The sequence below is a fragment of the Pseudomonas hormoni genome (assembly GCF_018502625.1).
Classification (GTDB): Bacteria; Pseudomonadota; Gammaproteobacteria; order Pseudomonadales; family Pseudomonadaceae; genus Aquipseudomonas; species Aquipseudomonas hormoni.
Genome location: NZ_CP075566.1, coordinates 1,926,281 through 1,944,691, shown reverse-complemented (window position 1 = coordinate 1,944,691; position 18,411 = coordinate 1,926,281). Strand labels below are relative to the sequence as shown.

The window sequence follows — 18,411 nt, the reverse complement described above, 5'->3', positions numbered from 1 at the left end:
TATAGCAATCGATTAAAGGGTTCAGGCCAGGCGGATCAGTGCATCCACGGCCACCGCGCCTTCGGCATTGACCAGCAAGGGGTTCACATCCAGCTCCATCAACTGCTCGGCGTTCTCGCAGGCGTAATCTGCCACCGCCCGAATCGCCCGGACCAACGCCGGCATATCCACCGCCGGCCCGCCGCGAAAACCGGTGAGCAATGGCGCACAGCGCAAGCTCAGCAGCGCATCGTGAATGGCCTTGTCGGTGGTCGGCAACAACAGGCTGCGACTGTCTTTGAGCAGCTCGACCAAAATCCCGCCGGCGCCGATCACCAGCGCCAGACCGAAGCCGGTTTCCCGTTTGATCCCCACGATCAGTTCCGCCAGGGGCGGCGATGCCATGCGTTCGAGCAGGACCTGATCGAACGCCAGCCTCGGCGCATGCCGCGCCAGATTACTGCGCATGGTGTCGAGCGCGGCGCTCAACCCCGCCTCGTCTTTCAGGTTGAGGGCGACGCCACCCGCTTCGGTTTTGTGCGGCAGGTCTGCACTCACGACCTTGAGCACCAGCGGATAACCGAGGTGGCGCGCCTCGTCCAGCGCCTGTTCCGGACGGCACAGCCGGGCTTCGGGCAACGGCAGGCCGAACGGACGCAAGGCTTGTTTGGATTGCCATTCGTCCAGCAACCGTCCCGGCTGCACGTTTGCATCCGGACAGATCGGGGCCAGCGCTGATTCACCGCCGGCCAGCAACACTTCCCGGCGTGCGCGGTAATGGGCGACGCGTGACCAGGCGGCCAGGCCATCTTCGATCCCTTGCAGCGCCGCCACGCCCCGGGCATGCAGGCGTTCACGGGCGGTGGCCGGAAGCAATTCCGGGAACGCCGAGCTCACAAAACCGGTCTTGCCATGACGCTCCAGCAGGACGCAATACAGCTCCAGCAGCAAGTCGCACTCCTTGCGCTCGCCGGTGAATTCGGCGGGATAGTCGAGCACCAGCAGCGCCGCGTCGGCCGGTGTACTTAGGGCCGTTTCGAGCATCTTTTCCAGGGCGTCGCGGTCGCCCCAGATGGCCGTGGTGAAATCCAGCGGATTGACCAGATTGGCGTAGCTCGGCAACACCTGAGCCAGTTCCGCACGCTGGCTGTCGTCCAGTTTCGGCAAGGTCAGGTGATTGCGTTCGGCGTAGTCGGCGATCAATCCCGCATCGCCACCGGAACAGGCCAGCGCGATCAGGCTCGGCCCCGCTGGCAAGTTGCCGCAAGCCGCGGCCTTCAGGGTTTCGACGAAACTCACCGGTCCGCTGACGCGAATCACGCCGAGGCGCTCGAACAGACTGTCGTACAGCGCATCGGAACCGGCCAACGAACTGGTGTGACTCAACGCCAACTCGGCACCGATCTGCGACACGCCGGTTTTCAGGGCAATCACCGGAATGCCTTTTTCCAGCGCCTTATGCGCGACACGGGCAAAACCGGGGACGTTCTTCAGCCCTTCGAGGTGCAAACCGATGGCGGTCACCCGTGGTTCGTCGAGCAGCACGTCCATCAACTCGGCCACGCCCAGTTGCGCCTGATTGCCCACCGACGCCATGTAGGCCAACGGCAACGAGCGATCGCTCATGGACAAGTTGTAGGCGAAATTGCCGCTCTGGGTCAGGATCGCGACGCCCTTCTCCACCACTTTGCCGCCATGGGCCACCGGCCACAACGCGACGCTGTGCAGGTAGTCGAGCAAGCCATAACAATTGGGACCGAGCAGCGCCATGTCGCCGGCGGCTTGCAGCAGTTGCTCCTGCAACGCCATCCCCTGCTCGCCGGTTTCCGCGAAGCCGGAGGCATAACAAATCGCCCCGCCCGCGCCTTTGGCGGCCAGCTCGGCGACACAGTTCAGCGTCAGTTCACGGTTGGTGGCGATGAAAACGCCGTCCGGGCCACACGGCAAATCGGCAATCGACGCCACACACGGAACGCCTTCCAGGCTCGGGTGTTGCGGGTTGACCAGCCACATCTGGCCCTGAAAGCCGCCGTCGGCGCAGCGCTTGAGCGCCCGCGCCATGCTGCGCCCGCCGACGAACGCCAGATGACGCGGCGCGAGCAGACGCTTGAGGTTGTCTCTGATCGACATGGGACTCTCCTTGGCCAATCAGCGCAGCAGCGGCCGCAGCAGCTCGCGGGAAATGATGTGGCGCTGGATCTCTGAAGTGCCTTCCCAGATCCGCTCGATCCGTGCGTTGCGCCAGATTCGTTCCACCGGGCTTTCGTCCATCAGGCCCATGCCGCCGAAAATCTGCACCGCCTGATCCGCCGCGCGGCCCAGCACTTCACTGGCGAACAGCTTGGCCATGCCGGCCTCGCCGTCGGTCATGGTGCCTTGATCCATTTTCCAGGCCGCGTGCAGCGCCAGCAGTTCCGCCGCACGAATTTCGGTTGCCATGTCCGCCAGTTTGAACGAGATGCCTTGATAGGTGCCGATGGCGTGACCGAACTGTTTGCGGTCGGCGGCCCATTGCAGCGACACGTCCAGTGCCCGTTGCGCCTGCCCGACGCAGTTGGCCGCGACCATCACCCGCCCGGCCGTCAGCCAGGCGTTGGCCACGTCCCAGCCCTTGCCGACTTCACCGAGCACTTTGGCGGCCGGGACCCGGCAGTCGTCGAAGAAGATTTCGCTGGTGTGGTAACCGCGGTTGCTGACGCATTTGGGGCCACGGCGAATGGTCATGCCCGGCGTGTCGCGGTCGACCAGGAAGGACGTCACGGCGTTGCGCTGGCGGCCGTTGTGCTCGTAGGTGTCCGTCACTGCGAACACAATGGCGAAGTCGGCATGGCCGGCGTGGCTGATGAAATGCTTGCTGCCATTGAGCACGAAATCATCGCCGTCGCGCACGGCGCGGGTCTTGATCGCATTGGCGTCGGAACCGGCGCCCGGCTCGGTGAGCGCGAAACAGTCGACCTTTTCCCCGCGCACGCACGGCAGCAGGTAATCCTCGATCTGCGCGCCAGTGCAGGCCATGAGAATTTTCGACGGACGCGCGACGAACACGTGCAGCGCCCAGGACACCTTGGACAACTCACGCTCGATCAGCGCCTGGGACAGGTAATCGAGCCCGCCCCCGCCGACTTCCTCAGGCATGTTGAACGCATAAAAACCGGCGGCAATCGCCTTGGCGCGAATCTGTGCGGCCAGCTCCGGTGGTACGGCATCGGCGCGGTCGACGGCGTCTTCGTGGGGCAGCAGTTCTTTCTCGACGAAGCTGCGCACGGACTCAACCAGCATGTCCTGCTCTTGGGTCAGTTGAAAATTCATGGTTGTACCTGCGGTTCGATTACTGGCCGATGAAATGAGGCGTGCGTTTTTCCACGGCGGCCCTGAGGGCTTCGACACCGTCCTGACTGCGACCACACAGCAAGCCCGCCGCCTGTTCGGCCGCGAGTTGCTCGGCCAGGCTGCGCCGGGCGCCGTCGCGGATCAGCACTTTTGTCTGGGCAAAGGCAAATGTCGGGCCGCTGGCCAGTCGCGTCGCCAGCTCCATGGTTTGCGCGATCAGCGCTTCATCGGCGCACACCTCGCTGACCAACCCGGTGGCCAACGCGCGGTCGGCGCTCCAGATTTCGTCGAGGAACAGCAGGCGTTTGCTCTGCTCGAGGCCGATCAACCGTGGCAGGTGCCAACTGGCGCCGGCGTCCGGCGAGTAAGCCATGCTGGTGTAACCGGCCTTGAAACGCGCCGATTGGGCGGCGAGGCGGAAGTCGCAGCACAACGTCAGGTCCATCCCGGCACCGACCGCGATGCCGTTGATGGCCGCGATCGTCGGCTTGCTGAAACCGTGAAGGCAGTTCATCAACTGGTGAGCGGTTTCGGTCCAGCCGTAGGTTTCGAGAATGCCGCGACGCTCGGCGTCGGCCCATTCGGCCACGTCCGCGCCCGCGCAGAAACCTTTGCCGTTGCCGGTCAGCACCAGCACCCGAACCGCGGGGTCGGCTTCATGACCGTCGAGCACGTCGATCAAGGCCTTGAGGGTGGGAATGTTCAACGCGTTGCGTTGCTCGGTGCGGTTGAGGGTGACCCAGGCGATGCCATTTTCAACCCGGCTGAGCAGTGACGGTTGCGAAGTCATGAAAGGTCCTCGTCGTTCTTATAGTTGGACAGGAGGTACGAACTGCAGCCGATACTAAACAACTGTTCAGTAACACGGCAATCCTTTCACAAACGCGGTTTGAAAACCGTTACGAGCTATTAATTCATTGATTTAAATTGAGATTTTCAAGAAACGAGGAGCGTGCCCGGGAAAAGCTGTTACATCTTCGAACAACTACTTCGGAGAGCGGCTGAGGGCGAGAAGCCTCGTTCGCGGCATAAAAAGCGCCCTGCTTTCAACAGAGGCACCGGCTCAAGAACGCCAGAGCGTCTTTGAAAACCTGATGCCATTCCTCACTGGGCTCGCTCGCCAACGGATGCCAAAAGAACGTAAATTCATGCCCTCCATCGTCCGCTGCAAAATGGCTCCAGGCCTCTGGAAGGTTCTGTGTCACGCGACACTCGTGAAACGCCCACGTGTGTCCTGTTATCGTCGAATTCCAGGTGCCCAGGTCCCGTATCACTTCGCCCCTGATACCCGCCTCTTCGAACAACTCCCGGACAGCCGCGGCGCCAGTCAACTCTCCCGGTTCCACGCTACCCTTGACCAGTTGCAGACCTGCCAGGGGATGCCGGAAGGCTAAAATCTCCAGCCGCTCGATGTTGCGCAGCACCACGGGGCAAGCCTTGTCTACGCGCATGGGATGTCCGAGGGTTGGGCTTGGGTAAGCAACCGCATGTTCAAAAGCGCGACCCGACGACCGTCCGGCGATAACCGCTCTTCGATCTCAAACGGCACAAACCCGAGTTGCGGGTACAGCAACAACCCCGCCGTATTTTCGTTGAAGCACGAAAGCTGCACTTCACTTGCCCGGTGACGGTCAATCGCCAGCCCCACCATCGTCTCCACCAGAAATTTCGCCACGCCTTTTCCCCGGGCCTTGGGGGACACGATCACGTTGCCAATCGCGCACACGCCCTCTCGCTCAAACTTGTAAAAGTTAGCAAAACCAATCACGGAGCCGTTCTCTTCAACCACCGTTGAGTCAGAACGTTGGGCAATCGATGCAAGTAGCTGGTCGTCCGTCAGCGGGTACTGCGCCTTCGGAAACATGAAAAACAGCTCTTTAGGGGTTTGCGGGAAGTTGCAGATCGCCAGAACATCTTCAGCGCGTACGGGGCGGTGGGTGAGTGGCATGATTTGGCTCCATCCAAATGTCGGTGTCACAGATTACTGATTGCAGGCCCCGGATAAAAGCGGTCGGCCTGCTGATCTTGAAACGCAAAAAGCCCCGCCCTCTCGAAGAGGACGGGGCTTTTTGTTGCCCGCCGATCAACCGGCGTTCAGCAGCATCGCGTCGTGCAGCTGCGCTTGCCGTAGCGCGCTTCCTGGCGTTCGCGAAAGAACGCCGAATAACTCATGACCGGCTCGCCGGGATGATTCAGCGCCATCTGCGCCACGTAGTTGTCGTAATCCGGAACACCCACCATCAGGCGCGTGCTTTGGCTGAGGAGCCTGACGGCATGCTGCAGTTTGCGGAACATGGCAAAAGCCTCTTTATGGTTTTGGACGGTTCCCATGAAACCGCACTCATGTATCTGGAATGTGTCCGCGCGACGGGAATTTGTATGATCAAGTAGACGCCTGTCACAGCACCAGCCGACGGTAGTCCGCCAGGACACCGCTCAGATAGGCGTTGAAACGCCCAGCGGTGGCGCCATCGATCACGCGATGACATCCCTGGCATCGCCGATGTCGGGCATTCGCACTTCTTGCACATTCTTCATAAGCGTTTCCTGAACATTCGACTCGAACTGAAGCCCGGCTTCAGACTTCCCAGGGCGCGACGGCGTCAACCTCAATGGCGTACCGCGCAATTGCCTCGGTACACACACTGGCGTCGAGGCGCCCTTCCTGAACCAGTGACGTCAGGGCACTCAAGACGATCTGATGGCGATCCACTTCGAAAAACGCGCGCAGCCTGCCGCGGGTGTCACTGCGGCCGAAACCGTCGGTGCCGAGCACGGTGTAGCGAGCCGGCAGATAACTGGCGATCAACTGGGGCAAGGCGCGGACGTAATCGGTGCAGGCAATGATCGGCGTCGCGTCGTTGAGCGATTCCTGTACGTGGCTGCGCCGCGCCGGTTGCCCTGGATGCAGGCGATTCCAGCGCTCCACTTCACGGGCATCGCGGGCCAGTTCGGTGAAGCTGGTCACGCTCCAGACCTCGCTGTCGATGTTCCAGTCGCTGGCCAGCAACTCGGCTGCCGCGATCACTTCAAGCAGGATCGCGCCGGAACCCAGCAACTGAACGCTGCCGCGTGCATCCTCGACTTCATGCCGGGCGAACAGGTACATGCCTTTGATAATGGACTGTTCGACACCGTCGGGAAGGTTGGGCTGCGGGTAGTTTTCGTTCATCAGCGTGACGTAATAGAACTCGTCGACCTGGCGCTCCAGCATCTGGCGCATGCCGTGATCGAGGATCACCGCAAACTCACCGGCGAACGCCGGATCGTAGGCACGGCAGTTGGGCACCATCGCCGCCATCAGGTGGCTGTTGCCGTCCTGGTGCTGCAGACCTTCGCCGCCCAGCGTGGTGCGACCCGCCGTGGCGCCGAGCAGGAACCCGCGCGCCCGTTGGTCAGCCGCCGCCCAGATCAGGTCACCGATGCGCTGGAAACCGAACATCGAGTAGTAGATGTAGAACGGCAGCATGGGCAGGCCATGCACCGAATAACTGGTCGCTGCGGCGACCCAGGAACTGATCGCCCCGGCCTCGCTGATGCCTTCTTCGAGAATCTGGCCATCCAGGGCTTCCCGATAGCTCAGGATCGAACCGATGTCCTCCGGTTCATAACGCTGGCCCACGCTGGAATAGATACCGATCTGCTTGAACAGGCTGGCCATACCGAACGTGCGCGCCTCATCCGCCACGATCGGCACAATGCGCGGCCCCAGTTGCTTGTCCCTCAGCAAACCGCTGAGCATCCGCACAAACGCCATGGTGGTGGACATTTCCTTGCCTTCAGCGACAACGGCAAACCCGGCGTAGCTGTTGATTTCGGGCACCGCCAATGACGCCGACGTGGTGGGTCGCGACGGCATATACCCGCCCAAGGCACGGCGACGGTCATGCAGGTAACGCATTTCGGCACTGTCGTCGGCGGGTTTGAAGAAGCTCAGCGAGGTGGCCTGTTCATCGGTCAACGGCAAATTGAAACGGTTACGGAAGGCGATCAAGGCGTCCTTGTCGAGCTTCTTCTGCTGGTGGACGGTCATCTTGCCCTGCCCGGCGTCGCCCATGCCGAAGCCTTTCTTGGTCTGCGCCAGAATCACCGTGGGCTTTCTGCCTTCGCGCATCGCGCTGTGGTAGGCGGCAAAAATCTTCACCACGTCGTGGCCACCGCGTTTGAGGCGGTCGATCTGTTCATCGGTCAGGCCCTGGGCGAGATGAGTCAGGGCTTCGTTCTGGCCAAAGAACTGATCGCGGTTGAAGCGCCCGTCTTTGGCGGCAAACGTCTGGAACTGGCCGTCGACCGTGGCGGACAAGGCCTCGACCAGCGCGCCGTCGTGATCCCGGGCAAACAGGCCGTCCCAGTCGGAGCCCCAGACCAGTTTGATGACGTTCCAGCCAGCACCACCAAATAGCGCCTCCAGTTCATCGATGATGCGACCGTTGCCCCGCACCGGACCGTCCAGCCGCTGAAGGTTGCAGTTGACCACCCACACCAGATTATCCAGCCCTTCACGCGCCGCCAGCGTCAGGGCGGACATGCTTTCCGGCTCATCCATTTCACCGTCGCCGAACACGCCCCAGACGGTGCGCCCGGCGGTGTCTTGCAAGCCGCGGTGCTCCAGGTATCGCATGAAGCGCGCCTGATAAATCGAACTGATCGGGCCGATGCCCATCGAGCCGGTCGGGAACTGCCAGAAGTCCGGCATCAACCACGGGTGCGGATAACTCGACAGGCCCCGGGCACCCTGGGCGCGCGCGCCGATTTCTTGCCGATAATGCTGTAGGTCCTTTTCCTCGAGGCGACCTTCCAGAAAGGCCCGTGCATAAACGCCAGGCGCCGAGTGCGGCTGGTAGAACACCAGATCTCCGCCGCTGGTGTCGGTGCGCGCCTTGAAGAAGTGGTTGAAGCCCACCTCAAACAGATCGGCAGCGCTGGCATAACTGGCGATGTGGCCACCGAGCTCCCCATAGGCCTGGTTGGCCCGGGCCACCATGACCAGCGCATTCCAGCGCATGATCGAAGCCAGGCGTTCTTCCATCGCCAGATCCCCCGGAAACACCGGTTGCTGCTCAACGCTGATGGTATTGATGTAGGGCGTGCCGTGGCGCGGCCGCCAGTTCATCTCGCTGGTGCTGGCCAGCGTCACCAGCATGTCCATGATCTGCGCGGCTTGCCCGGCACCGCCATGGGCAATGACCGATAGCAAGGCATCCCGCCATTCAGCGATTTCCTGTGCATCTTCAGCGGTCTGGCCCGGCAATTGGGCATGAATGTCGGACGGGTTCATGGGCAACTCCTGCAGGTGTCGGGGAACACTTCAAGGTGGCGCGAATGGCTTGCTCGGGCGAGGCTTTTAACCTGATCTACCGCCTCGAGGATGGAACGCTCGGCCGAGACGACATTCGCGGTCTCGACATGGATCAGCGCAACATTGTCAAAACAGCTGAACCCCTGATGGATCAAGTCAATATGATCGCTATCAAGTCCCGATGCGATGACAACGATGCGCGTACAACTCGAAGGCTCGCGCATCCACTTCATGGTTTTATTACGATAGTCGGCAGTTTGGCTCATAGGCTTTGCCTTTCTTGTTGGGGTAGTTGATTCGCTAAATGACGCAGCGCTCCTGCAGCACGCTTTTCGCCAGGCTCCGGGTTGCCGATAAAACGTCTTCCACCTGTCGATCCATCGCCGCGCTGGAGGTCGCCACTTCTCCCAGTTCAACGACGCGCAACGGGTGACCACCGACAGATCCCAGCCAGGTCAGGCCAGGGACCGCGCCGACTTCGACATCCAGTAAAAAGCTGCCTTTGGAAACGTAGCGCAGCAATTGGCTGGCATCACACGCGTCGATTCGCGTCGATTGCTCGGGGTTGAACCCGACCCGCAGCCAGTCGAGCATCAACTCTCTGGATTGCTTGACGGCCAGATAAGCCACCTGGTCCCAGTCATCGATCGCCACGTGCAGCTTGTCGATCATGTATTTGGGCAACGCGGCGCTGGTGACAATGACCACCCCGGCATCCGCCGACGGTTCCTTGATCCAGACTGCGGATTGCGATGTCGCATGCATGGCGTTACTCCCGACGGTTGAATGGTCCGATCCGGCCCCTGTGGGAGCGAGCCTTTGTGGCGAGGGGGCTTGCCCCCGTTCGACTGCGAAGCAGTCGTAAAACATTGCATGCGGTGTAACTGATAGGCCGCGGCTGCAGGATTGGGGCCGCTTCGCGACCCAACGGGGGCAAGCCCCCTCGCCACAGAGGATCACCGTCAGCCGTTACGAAACAGGAAGCTGTAGGCATTCAGTGCCGGCGCCCCACCCAGGTGCGCGTAAAGCACTTTCGAACCTTCGGGGAATTCGCCACGGCGAACCATCTCGATCATCCCGTGCATGGATTTGCCCTCATACACCGGATCGGTCAACACACCTTCAAGGCTTCCGCAAAGGCGAATGGCTTCCAGCGTGCCTTCGTTCGGCAAACCGTATTCCGGGTAGGCGAAGCGCGTGTCGAGCACCACATCCTCTTCGGTGATTTCGCGGCCCAATTCCACCAGTTCGGCGGTGTGGCGGGCGATACGCAGGATCTGCGCCTTGGTCTTTTCCGGTTTGGCCGAGGCATCGATACCGATGACGTTTTTCGAACGGCCGTCGGCGGCAAACCCGACGACCATGCCCGCCTGGGTACTGCCGGTCACGGAGCACACCACGATGTAGTCAAATTTGAAGCCCAGTTCCTGTTCCTGCTGCCGGACTTCCTCGGCGAAACCCACAAACCCGAGGCCGCCATAAGGATGCTCGGAACAGCCCGCCGGAATCGGGAACGGCTTGCCGCCCCGCGCCACCACGTCGCTCATGGCCTTCTCCCAGCTGGGACGAATACCGATGTCGAACCCGGCGGCGTCCAGTCGTACATCCGCGCCCATGATGCGAGACATCTCGATATTGCCGACCCGGTCATACACGGCGTCGGAGTAGTTCACCCAGTTTTCCTGGACCAGCACACACTTCATGCCCAGATGGGCGGCGACGGCAGCGACCTGGCGGGTCTGGTTCGACTGGATCCCGCCGATGGACACCAGGGTGTCGCAGCCTTGATCGAGTGCCTCGGGAATGAGGTACTCGAGCTTGCGCGTCTTGTTGCCGCCGAAGGCCAGGCCGCTGTTGCAGTCTTCACGTTTGGCATACAGCTCGACCTTGCCGCCCAGGTGTTCGCTGAGGCGTTTCAAGGGCGTGATGGGAGAAGGACCGAAGGTCAGCGGATAACGTTTAAAACGATTCAGGTTCATGACTCTGCTCCTTGTTATTGGAAATCCAAGCGCCAGACCGAAAGACAAAAAAGGTTGAATTTCGGGTTCTTCCGGAGGGGCTTCGATGAGTTCAATATTAAGAACAAAGCCAAAAATATGTGTTGCAAGTTTCAATCCATTAAAGAAACATAAATCATCACTTACTACCCAAAACATATTTTTATTGTGCAGAAGCCACTATGAGCGCAACAAATAATCACAAGAAACCCGGCGCTTCAGCTGCGGAGCCGCACCCGCTCGACCGGACCGACCGCGCCATTCTCAAGACCCTGCAGCGAGACGCCTCCATCTCCAATGTGGCGCTTGCCGAGAAGGTAAAAATGAGCGCGCCGGCCTGCCTGCGGCGCGTCGAACGCCTCAAGCAGGCGGGCCTGATCAAGGGCATTGTCGCGCTGCTGGACAATGACGCGCTGGACGCGGGAATGGTGGTGTTGATCGGCGTGGTGCTGGATCGCTCGACGCCGGAATCCTTCGCCGCCTTCGAAGCTGCGGCGCAAAAGGTGTCCGGCTGCATGGAATGTCATGTGGTGACGGGGGAATTCGACTACTTCATGTTGATACGGACCAAGGACAGCAACAGCTTCAACCGCCTGCATGCGGAACAGTTGCTTTACCTGCCCGGGGTTCGGCAGATTCGTTCCTTCATGGGGTTGCGCCAGGTGTTGTCGACCACACACATCCCGATTTGAGCGGGAATGCTGTTCACTCAGGCTCAGGGTTTCGGGCGCTGACCTGTGGTTTTGATTGGGTGTATATCCATTATTTTGGTGATGGCGGCTATTGGTTCCGCTCTTACAGCGGGTTACTTGGAAAAACGGAACGCCGCCCGGCGCAAAGTAACCAAGCGCTTTTGCCCCTTTCGTTCGGTGCCTCGCTAAGGCTCGGCACCGTACGTCAGGGGCGCAGGCGCTTGGTTACTTGGCGCTTCTCCAAGTAACCCGCCGTAAGGGCGGAACCATTAGCGGCCGTTACCGCAGCAACGGATATGGACCCCACCCAATCCCAGAGCCGAGTGCTATTTCTGGAAGCGGCCTCGATTCCTGACGCTCAATCAAATCAGCCGCGCAGACTGCGCGGCGATCTGTTTGAGCTCAAGCTAACCGCTGCATCACTTACCAGGCGTAACAGCCGCTACACGCCACAACTTGTTGCCGACATCATCGGCCACCAGCAACGCACCGCTCTGATCCAGCGCTACCCCCACCGGACGCCCTTGTGCTTCACCGTCGGCATTGAGGAAACCGGTGAGGAAATCCATCGGCACACCGGAAGGCTTACCGTCGCTGAACGGGATGAACACCACTTTATAGCCGGCCTGCGGATTGCGGTTCCACGAGCCGTGTTCGCCGATAAACACGCCATTGGCGAAACTGGCCGGCATCGCGCGGGCATCGGAGAACGCCAGGCCCAGCGGTGCGACGTGGGTGCCCAGCGCGTAATCCGGTGAGATGGCCTGCGCCACCTTGTCCGGGCGCGACGGTTCTACGCGGGTGTCGACGTGGTTGCCGTAGTAACTCCACGGCCAGCCGTAGAACGCACCGTCTTTCACCGAGGTCAGGTAATCCGGCACCAGGTCGCTGCCGATTTCGTCACGCTCGTTGACCACGGTCCACAACTCGTTCGAACCCGGCTTCCAGGCCAGGCCGTTGGGGTTGCGCAGGCCGCTGGCGAACAGGCGCTTTTCTGCGCTTTTAACATCGACTTCCCAAATCGCCGCGCGACCTTCTTCGGCCTCCAGGCCGTTTTCACCGACGTTGCTGTTGGAACCCACGGTCACGTAAAGCTTGGTGCCCTCGGGGTTGGCGAGGACGTTTTTGGTCCAGTGGTGGTTGATGCCGGCGGGCAAGTCGGTGACTTTTACCGGCGTCGCGCTGATTTCGGTTTGCCCCGTGGTGTAAGGCACCTTGACCACTGCATCGGCGTTGGCAATGAACAGCTCGTTACCCACCAACGCCATGCCGAATGGCGAGGTCAGCCCGCTCATGAACACCGTGCGGGTATCAGCGTGACCGTCGCCGTCGGCATCGCGTAATAAGGTGATTCGATTGGCGCTGGGCGCATCGGCACCGACTCGGCCCATCACGAATCCCGTGACCGTGCGTTTCGCCCAGGCCAGCGGTCCGCTGCCGCCGTCAGTGGCGCCTTCGGGCATCGGCGGGTGATTGCTTTCGGCGACCAGCACATCGCCGTTGGGCAGCAGGTAGATCCAGCGCGGATGGTCGAGATCGTCCGCCAGGGCAGTCACCTTGAAACCGGCGGGCGCCTTGGGCATGTCACTGCCCGACCAGCCGACTGCCTTGGATACCTTCAACGTGGGAATCAGCGAAGTGGTGGGTTCAGGCAACTGCGGCGACGGGCCGACGCTGGCCTGTGGCGGCAGTTTGGACGATTCACCACAAGCCGTGAGCAACGCGGCAGTGGTCATCAAGAGCGCCAGTCGGCGGGAAACAGTCATGGTTCGAACCTCGCAATGGCCATCCGTGGGCCAATTTAGGGGAAGGCAAAATCCCGTCGAGTATCACGGCGTTGATCCGTCACGAACACCGCGCCAGTCACAAATCAATTTTGCCTGAATCGCACGAATGCGCGCCGCCAATGCCGGGCACTATCCCAACCACAGGTTCCAGGCTAATGCTGGTCACTTAGGTGCGCTCTTGGATCATGCGTACCTTTGTGGCGAGCGAGCTTGCTCGCGCTGGGCTGCGTAGCGTCCTGAAACAGCGACAAGGTGGCGAACGTCGAGGTGGTTTCCAGCAGATGCACCGGGTGCTGGCGCAACGGCCAAGTCCAACAGTGAAGCGAGCCGCAACCAGGACCAGAACCACCTGATCGTCAGCTACAGCATTCCGTTGCTTTAACCACGGGTGTTCGGAGGCTATGGCGGACGATCCCGACGTAGCCTCCGAGGGTTGATTTCAATCCCTGAATTGCGTCAGTTGCTGGTTCAACGAACCGGCCTGATCGCGCAATTGCAGCGACTGATCGAGCAGGCTGCGGATCGCGTGATCGTTCTGCTCGGAGATGCGGCTGACGCCCTGGATGGCCACTGACAACTGCTCACCCGTCGCGGCCTGGCTCTGGGTCTGGCGCGCGACTTCGCTGATGCGCGTCAGAATGTCCTGGGCATGCTGGCGAATCTGATTGACCCCTTGCGCCGACGTGGTCAGCTGCACCACGCCCAGGCGCACGGCTTCGCCGACCTGTTGGACGTTGGTCACGGTATTGCGCACGTCCGAGCCAATGGCACCGATCATCTCGCCGATTTCACCGGTCGAACGGCTGGTGCGTTCCGCCAGTTGCCGCACTTCATCCGCCACCACCGCGAACCCGCGCCCCTGCTCCCCTGCCCGCGCGGCTTCAATCGCCGCGTTCAGGGCCAGGAGGTTGGTCTGGTCGGCGATGCTGCGAATCACCGCAATGATCCCGGCAATTTGCTGCGAGCGTTTTTCCAGATCGCCCACGGCACCGGCGACGACATCCATGGTCTGGTCGATGCGGGTGATCCCGGCCAGGGTCTGGCTCATGTCGCCGGAGATGTGTTTGGTCAGCTCTTCGGTGTTGCGCGCCAGTTGCTCCACGTCTTCGGCCTGCTGCGACATCTCGGTTACCGAGTGCGCGAGCGCCGTGACACCGCTGGCCATTTCTTCGGTCGCGGTGTGTTGCGACGTCGCTCGTTCGGCAACGGCCTGAGTGGTATCGCCCAGGTGATTGGAGATCTGCATCAGGGCGCCGCTGCTGTGACGAATCGAACCCACCAGGTCGCCCAGGCGCAGGATGAACTGGTTGAACGCGCCCGCCAGTTTGCCGGTTTCATCACCGCTGCGCTGTTCAAACCGCAGCCCCAACTCGCCACCCCAGGCCTGGATGCCGACGGTCAAACCTGACAGCGGACGGATCTGCCACGCCAGCAAGTGCCACAGCACAATCGCCAGCGCCAGCAGGGCAACCAGGCCGATGACAACGGCGGTCCAGAGAAACTGATTGATACCCGCCATGGCTTCGGCCAGCGGGTACGCCACCATCAACGCCCAGGTATTCGGTGCCTTGCCGATGCGCACCGGTTGCAGCACGTAGCCCCAGCCATCGCGCTGGAAGCTGTAAGACTGGCCGGCCTTGATCGCGTCCCGGGCCGCCGTCGGCAGATCATCGGCCGGTTGGCTCAAGCGCTTCGCATCCGGGTGACTGGCGTACAGGCCATTGCTGGAAACCAGCGCGCCATAGCCTTTATAGGCATCGATTTTTGCCAATTGGCGGTTGATGCTTTCGAGCGGGATATCGACACCCGCCACGCCCAGGGCTTTGCCGCCCTGCAGCAGCGGCACCATGATCGACACCATCATGGTTTTCTGACCGCTGCCACTGCTGTAGGCAAACGGTTCGGAGGCCTAGGGTTGACGGCTGCGCAACGGCTGATAGTAATACTGGTTGTCGGCGTTTTCCGGGGCATAGCCGGTCAACGGTTCGGACTTCACCGAACCACTGGCGCGGTTCCAGTAGGTCAGGTAGCGGCCAGTCGCGTCGTGATTCGGCTGGTTGGCGAATTCACTGTCCTTGCCATCGAACGCGTTGGTTTCCCAGTACTGCCTAAGGCCCAAAAGCTGCGGATTGGCCTCGAACAGTTGGCGGGTCATGGCATCGGCGGTCTTGCGATCGACCTGCTGTTGCTGCATCGCCGTCGCGACGCTGGCCAACGACTCGGCGACGGTAAAACCGACACCCAGTTCAACCTCGACTTCCTTGGCATTGGCCTTGACGACCGTATCCACCAGCGCGGACGTTTCCTTCACTGACGTGCCGTAAGCAATGTAGGCGATGGAGCCAAGCAACAGCGCCATGACGACGACGGTTCCGATCAGCGCCGTCCAGAACAACTTGAAGTGCAATGAGCGATTAGACATGGACAATCTCAAGTGGGCTATGCGTCAACCAGCACAGACCGCCCAACGTTGAGAATGCAGTCCTGCTGGCAGTTTTTTATAGTTGATATTATTGGGCCACTATCTCGAAGCTCGACGCGAAAAGCGCTTCATCTCAAGGGTTTCAGCGAAAGATTCTGCCTATCGGGCCGCAACACTCCACCTATTAGCTGACTTCCCGACTCGGGTCTAACCTTAGTCTGCGCTGGCGTCATAAGCCGGCCGGATTAGCGCTGGAAAGGAGACAGGAATGAGCCCGAAGCTTGACTAGGCCACCCGAGGGTCACCGCGCAGGCAACCTGATTGCCGCTGTTCAGAATTCCCGTGTGGTCACCACAATCAGTTGATCCAACTGCTGGCCCTGCAGCCTGTGTCTTGATCTCGCTCGTCGCTATTTAACGCCCGCTCCGGGCCCGATAGCCGGATGAACACGACCAAAAGGTAGCTCGCACATGGCAAATGAATCGAAATGCCCATTCAATCACGCCGCCGGCGGTGGCACGACCAACCGCGACTGGTGGCCGAACCAACTGAATCTGAAGATCCTGCACCAACACTCGTCCCTGTCTGATCCCATGGACGAGAGTTTCAACTATGCCGAAGCCTTCAAAAAACTCGACTTTGCAGCGGTCAAGCAAGACCTGACCGCACTGATGACCGATTCGCAAGACTGGTGGCCGGCAGACTTCGGTCACTATGGCCCGCTGTTCATTCGCATGGCCTGGCACGCCGCCGGCACGTACCGCACCGGTGACGGGCGTGGCGGTGCCGGTTCCGGTCAACAGCGCTTCGCCCCGCTCAACAGCTGGCCGGACAACGTCAGCCTCGACAAGGCGCGCCGGCTGCTGTGGCCGATCAAGCAAAAGTATGGCAACAACATTTCCTGGGCGGACCTGATTGTCCTGACCGGCAACGTCGCGCTGGAATCCATGGGCTTCAAGACCTTTGGTTTTTCCGGTGGCCGTGCCGACGTCTGGGAACCGGATGAGGACGTTTACTGGGGTTCGGAAAACAAATGGCTGGGTGGCGACACCCGCTATGACAAAGCGCAAAAAGCCGTGCAAGCACCCGGCGATGTTCCCCTCGTGGCCGAGCCCGGGAGAAATGAGGACAGCCGTACCGATCAGGGGCGCAATCTGGAAAATCCTCTGGCCGCCGTGCAGATGGGCCTGATCTATGTGAACCCGGAAGGTCCGGAGGGCAATCCCGATCCCGTCGCTTCGGCCCTGGACATCCGCGAAACCTTCGGCCGCATGGCGATGAACGATGAAGAAACCGTGGCGCTGATCGCCGGCGGCCATGCCTTCGGTAAAACCCACGGCGCCGGGCCTGCCGACAATGTGGGGGCCGAGCCTGAAGCGGCCGGCCTTGAACAACAGGGCTTTGGCTGGAAAAACAACTTTGGCACCGGCAAAGGCCCGGACACCATCACCAGCGGACTGGAAGTGACCTGGACCACCACGCCCACCCGGTGGAGCAACAACTACCTGGAAAACCTGTTCGGCTTCGAGTGGGAGCTGAGCAAAAGCCCGGCCGGCGCGAACCAGTGGGTCGCTAAAAACGGCGCGGGCGCCGGGACTATCCCGGATGCACACGACCCGTCCAAGCGGCGCAATCCCACCATGCTGACCTCGGACCTGGCCCTGCGACTCGATCCGATCTATGAACCGATTGCGCGGCGCTTCCTGGAGAACCCGGATCAATTGAGCGACGCCTTCGCCCGCGCCTGGTTCAAGCTGATCCACCGCGACATGGGCCCCCTCTCCCGCTACCTCGGCCCGGAAATGCCCAGCGAAGAACTGCTGTGGCAAGACCCGATCCCGGACGTCGACCACGAACTGGTCAACGACAGCGACGTCGCCGCGCTCAAGAGCAAAATCCTCGCCTCGGGCCTGAGCGTTTCGCAGCTGGTCTCCACGGCCTGGGCGGCGGCTTCAACCTTCCGTGGCTCCGACAAACGCGGCGGTGCCAACGGCGGTCGCCTGCGCCTGGAACCGCAGAAGTCCTGGCAGTCCAACCAGCCTGAACAACTGGCGAACGTGCTGGCGAAGCTCGAAAGCATTCGGAGCGAGTTCAACAATGGCGGCAAGAAAATCTCGCTGGCGGACCTGATCATGCTGGCCGGCAGTGCCGGTGTCGAACAAGCCGCAAAAAATGCCGGTCACAGCGTGACGGTGCCGTTCACACCGGGGCGTGCGGATGCCTCACAAGAACAGACCGACGTGGAATCCTTCGGCTTCCTCGAACCCATCGCCGATGGCTTCCGCAACTACCTCAAAACCCGCTACCGCGTACCGGCCGAGCATCTGCTGATCGACAAGGCGCAACTACTGACCCTCACTGCGCCGGAAATGACTGCGCTGATCGGCGGCCTGCGAGTGTTGAACACCAACGTCGGACAAACCAAGCATGGCGTCTTCACCCAGCAGAAAGAGGCGCTGACCAACGACTTCTTCAAGAACCTGCTGGACATGGGCGTGGAATGGAAACCGACGTCCGAGGCTAACGAGGAGTTTGAGGGGCGCGATCGCAAAACCGGAGAGGTGAAATGGACCGGCACGCGGGTCGATCTGGTCTTTGGCTCGAATGCGCAGCTGCGCGCGCTGGCTGAGGTCTATGCCAGCAGCGATTCGAAGGAGAAGTTTGTGAAGGACTTTGTTGCGGCTTGGACGAAGGTGATGAATCTGGATCGGTTTGATCTGAAATAAGACAACGGACTTTAAATGCCTAAACAAACGCCCCGACTTGTTCGGGGCGTTTTTCTTTCTCATATCTGAAGTCTAGTTCCTACATTCGCTCTAAGTAATATTCCGAGCTATTCCGCTGATACAAGATGACACGATTTGTGATTTGAATTGGAGTCACACGAAGTTATAGAAACAAACTG

General features: G+C 60.8%; 15 protein-coding genes. 2 read left to right on the top strand and 13 right to left on the bottom strand.

Going from position 1 to position 18,411, the window contains the following annotated elements; all coding sequences use genetic code 11:
• Positions 1 to 21: 21 nt before the first annotated feature.
• From KJF94_RS09150 to KJF94_RS09105, 10 genes are all read right to left on the bottom strand, one after another.
• Entirely contained in the window at positions 22 to 2,109 is a 2,088-nt protein-coding gene (locus tag KJF94_RS09150) for an acetate--CoA ligase family protein (protein WP_214382758.1), read from the bottom strand.
• Positions 2,110 to 2,127: 18 nt separating this feature from the next.
• Positions 2,128 to 3,288: an acyl-CoA dehydrogenase family protein gene (locus KJF94_RS09145; RefSeq protein ID WP_214382757.1), complete on the bottom strand. Its 1,161-nt coding sequence runs from the start codon at positions 3,286 to 3,288 to the stop codon at positions 2,128 to 2,130.
• A 19-nt stretch (positions 3,289 to 3,307) separates the two neighbouring features.
• Positions 3,308 to 4,099 carry an enoyl-CoA hydratase/isomerase family protein gene (locus tag KJF94_RS09140; protein WP_214382756.1) on the bottom strand — a complete coding sequence of 264 codons (792 nt, stop codon included), beginning with the start codon at positions 4,097 to 4,099 and terminating at the stop codon, positions 3,308 to 3,310.
• A 256-nt stretch (positions 4,100 to 4,355) separates the two neighbouring features.
• A complete protein-coding gene (locus tag KJF94_RS09135; RefSeq protein WP_214382755.1) occupies positions 4,356 to 4,760 on the bottom strand; it encodes an NUDIX hydrolase in 405 nt (134 codons plus the stop codon).
• Positions 4,751 to 5,257 (bottom strand): GNAT family N-acetyltransferase, encoded by a 507-nt coding sequence (locus KJF94_RS09130; protein ID WP_214382754.1) that lies wholly within the window; start codon positions 5,255 to 5,257, stop codon positions 4,751 to 4,753. Before KJF94_RS09130 ends, KJF94_RS09135 begins: the two co-directional genes overlap by 10 nt.
• Before the next feature lie 146 nt (positions 5,258 to 5,403).
• A complete protein-coding gene (locus tag KJF94_RS09125) occupies positions 5,404 to 5,604 on the bottom strand; it encodes a YbdD/YjiX family protein (protein WP_214382753.1) in 201 nt (66 codons plus the stop codon).
• 283 nt (positions 5,605 to 5,887) lie between these two features.
• A complete protein-coding gene (gene mdeB, locus KJF94_RS09120) occupies positions 5,888 to 8,587 on the bottom strand; it encodes an alpha-ketoglutarate dehydrogenase (protein WP_214382751.1) in 2,700 nt (899 codons plus the stop codon).
• Positions 8,584 to 8,874: a hypothetical protein gene (locus KJF94_RS09115; protein ID WP_214382749.1), complete on the bottom strand. Its 291-nt coding sequence runs from the start codon at positions 8,872 to 8,874 to the stop codon at positions 8,584 to 8,586. Before KJF94_RS09115 ends, mdeB begins: the two co-directional genes overlap by 4 nt.
• Before the next feature lie 34 nt (positions 8,875 to 8,908).
• Complete coding sequence (locus KJF94_RS09110) at positions 8,909 to 9,373, bottom strand: transketolase (RefSeq protein ID WP_214382747.1); 465 nt, start codon at positions 9,371 to 9,373, stop codon at positions 8,909 to 8,911.
• Between the two features lie 197 nt (positions 9,374 to 9,570).
• Positions 9,571 to 10,587, bottom strand: coding sequence for a 1-aminocyclopropane-1-carboxylate deaminase (locus KJF94_RS09105; protein ID WP_214382745.1), 1,017 nt, complete (start codon positions 10,585 to 10,587; stop codon positions 9,571 to 9,573).
• Positions 10,588 to 10,787: 200 nt separating this feature from the next.
• Between KJF94_RS09105 and KJF94_RS09100 the strand changes: the two genes are divergently transcribed.
• Positions 10,788 to 11,297 carry an Lrp/AsnC family transcriptional regulator gene (locus tag KJF94_RS09100; protein ID WP_214382743.1) on the top strand — a complete coding sequence of 170 codons (510 nt, stop codon included), beginning with the start codon at positions 10,788 to 10,790 and terminating at the stop codon, positions 11,295 to 11,297.
• A gap of 419 nt (positions 11,298 to 11,716) precedes the next feature.
• On the opposite strand, the gene KJF94_RS09095 is transcribed toward KJF94_RS09100, so the two are convergent.
• The 3 genes from KJF94_RS09095 to KJF94_RS30140 form a co-directional block, all read right to left on the bottom strand.
• Positions 11,717 to 13,063, bottom strand: coding sequence for a PQQ-dependent sugar dehydrogenase (locus tag KJF94_RS09095; RefSeq protein WP_214382741.1), 1,347 nt, complete (start codon positions 13,061 to 13,063; stop codon positions 11,717 to 11,719).
• A gap of 460 nt (positions 13,064 to 13,523) precedes the next feature.
• Positions 13,524 to 14,132: a methyl-accepting chemotaxis protein gene (locus KJF94_RS30525; RefSeq protein WP_431768155.1), complete on the bottom strand. Its 609-nt coding sequence runs from the start codon at positions 14,130 to 14,132 to the stop codon at positions 13,524 to 13,526.
• An 861-nt stretch (positions 14,133 to 14,993) separates the two neighbouring features.
• The gene (locus tag KJF94_RS30140; protein WP_250548247.1) at positions 14,994 to 15,506 is read right to left on the bottom strand and encodes a PDC sensor domain-containing protein; all 513 of its coding nucleotides are present in this window, start codon (positions 15,504 to 15,506) and stop codon (positions 14,994 to 14,996) included.
• 470 nt (positions 15,507 to 15,976) lie between these two features.
• On the opposite strand from KJF94_RS30140, the gene katG reads away from it, so the two are divergent.
• Positions 15,977 to 18,232 carry a catalase/peroxidase HPI gene (katG, locus tag KJF94_RS09085; protein ID WP_214382739.1) on the top strand — a complete coding sequence of 752 codons (2,256 nt, stop codon included), beginning with the start codon at positions 15,977 to 15,979 and terminating at the stop codon, positions 18,230 to 18,232.
• Positions 18,233 to 18,411 lie beyond the last annotated feature (179 nt).

Excerpts from the sequence above, each read along its gene's own strand:
- KJF94_RS09105 (WP_214382745.1), bottom strand. The coding sequence starts at position 10,587 with ATGAACCTGAATCGTTTTAAACGTTATCCGCTGACCTTCGGTCCTTCT.
- KJF94_RS09110 (WP_214382747.1), bottom strand. The coding sequence starts at position 9,373 with ATGCATGCGACATCGCAATCCGCAGTCTGGATCAAGGAACCGTCGGCG.
- KJF94_RS09095 (WP_214382741.1), bottom strand. The coding sequence starts at position 13,063 with ATGACTGTTTCCCGCCGACTGGCGCTCTTGATGACCACTGCCGCGTTG.
- KJF94_RS09135 (WP_214382755.1), bottom strand. The coding sequence starts at position 4,760 with ATGCGCGTAGACAAGGCTTGCCCCGTGGTGCTGCGCAACATCGAGCGG.
- KJF94_RS09125 (WP_214382753.1), bottom strand. The coding sequence starts at position 5,604 with ATGTTCCGCAAACTGCAGCATGCCGTCAGGCTCCTCAGCCAAAGCACG.
- mdeB (WP_214382751.1), bottom strand. The coding sequence starts at position 8,587 with ATGAACCCGTCCGACATTCATGCCCAATTGCCGGGCCAGACCGCTGAA.
- KJF94_RS09130 (WP_214382754.1), bottom strand. The coding sequence starts at position 5,257 with ATGCCACTCACCCACCGCCCCGTACGCGCTGAAGATGTTCTGGCGATC.
- KJF94_RS09100 (WP_214382743.1), top strand. The coding sequence starts at position 10,788 with ATGAGCGCAACAAATAATCACAAGAAACCCGGCGCTTCAGCTGCGGAG.
- KJF94_RS30140 (WP_250548247.1), bottom strand. The coding sequence starts at position 15,506 with ATGTCTAATCGCTCATTGCACTTCAAGTTGTTCTGGACGGCGCTGATC.
- KJF94_RS09140 (WP_214382756.1), bottom strand. The coding sequence starts at position 4,099 with ATGACTTCGCAACCGTCACTGCTCAGCCGGGTTGAAAATGGCATCGCC.
- KJF94_RS09145 (WP_214382757.1), bottom strand. The coding sequence starts at position 3,288 with ATGAATTTTCAACTGACCCAAGAGCAGGACATGCTGGTTGAGTCCGTG.
- KJF94_RS09150 (WP_214382758.1), bottom strand. The coding sequence starts at position 2,109 with ATGTCGATCAGAGACAACCTCAAGCGTCTGCTCGCGCCGCGTCATCTG.
- katG (WP_214382739.1), top strand. The coding sequence starts at position 15,977 with ATGGCAAATGAATCGAAATGCCCATTCAATCACGCCGCCGGCGGTGGC.
- KJF94_RS09115 (WP_214382749.1), bottom strand. The coding sequence starts at position 8,874 with ATGAGCCAAACTGCCGACTATCGTAATAAAACCATGAAGTGGATGCGC.
- KJF94_RS30525 (WP_431768155.1), bottom strand. The coding sequence starts at position 14,132 with ATGAGCCAGACCCTGGCCGGGATCACCCGCATCGACCAGACCATGGAT.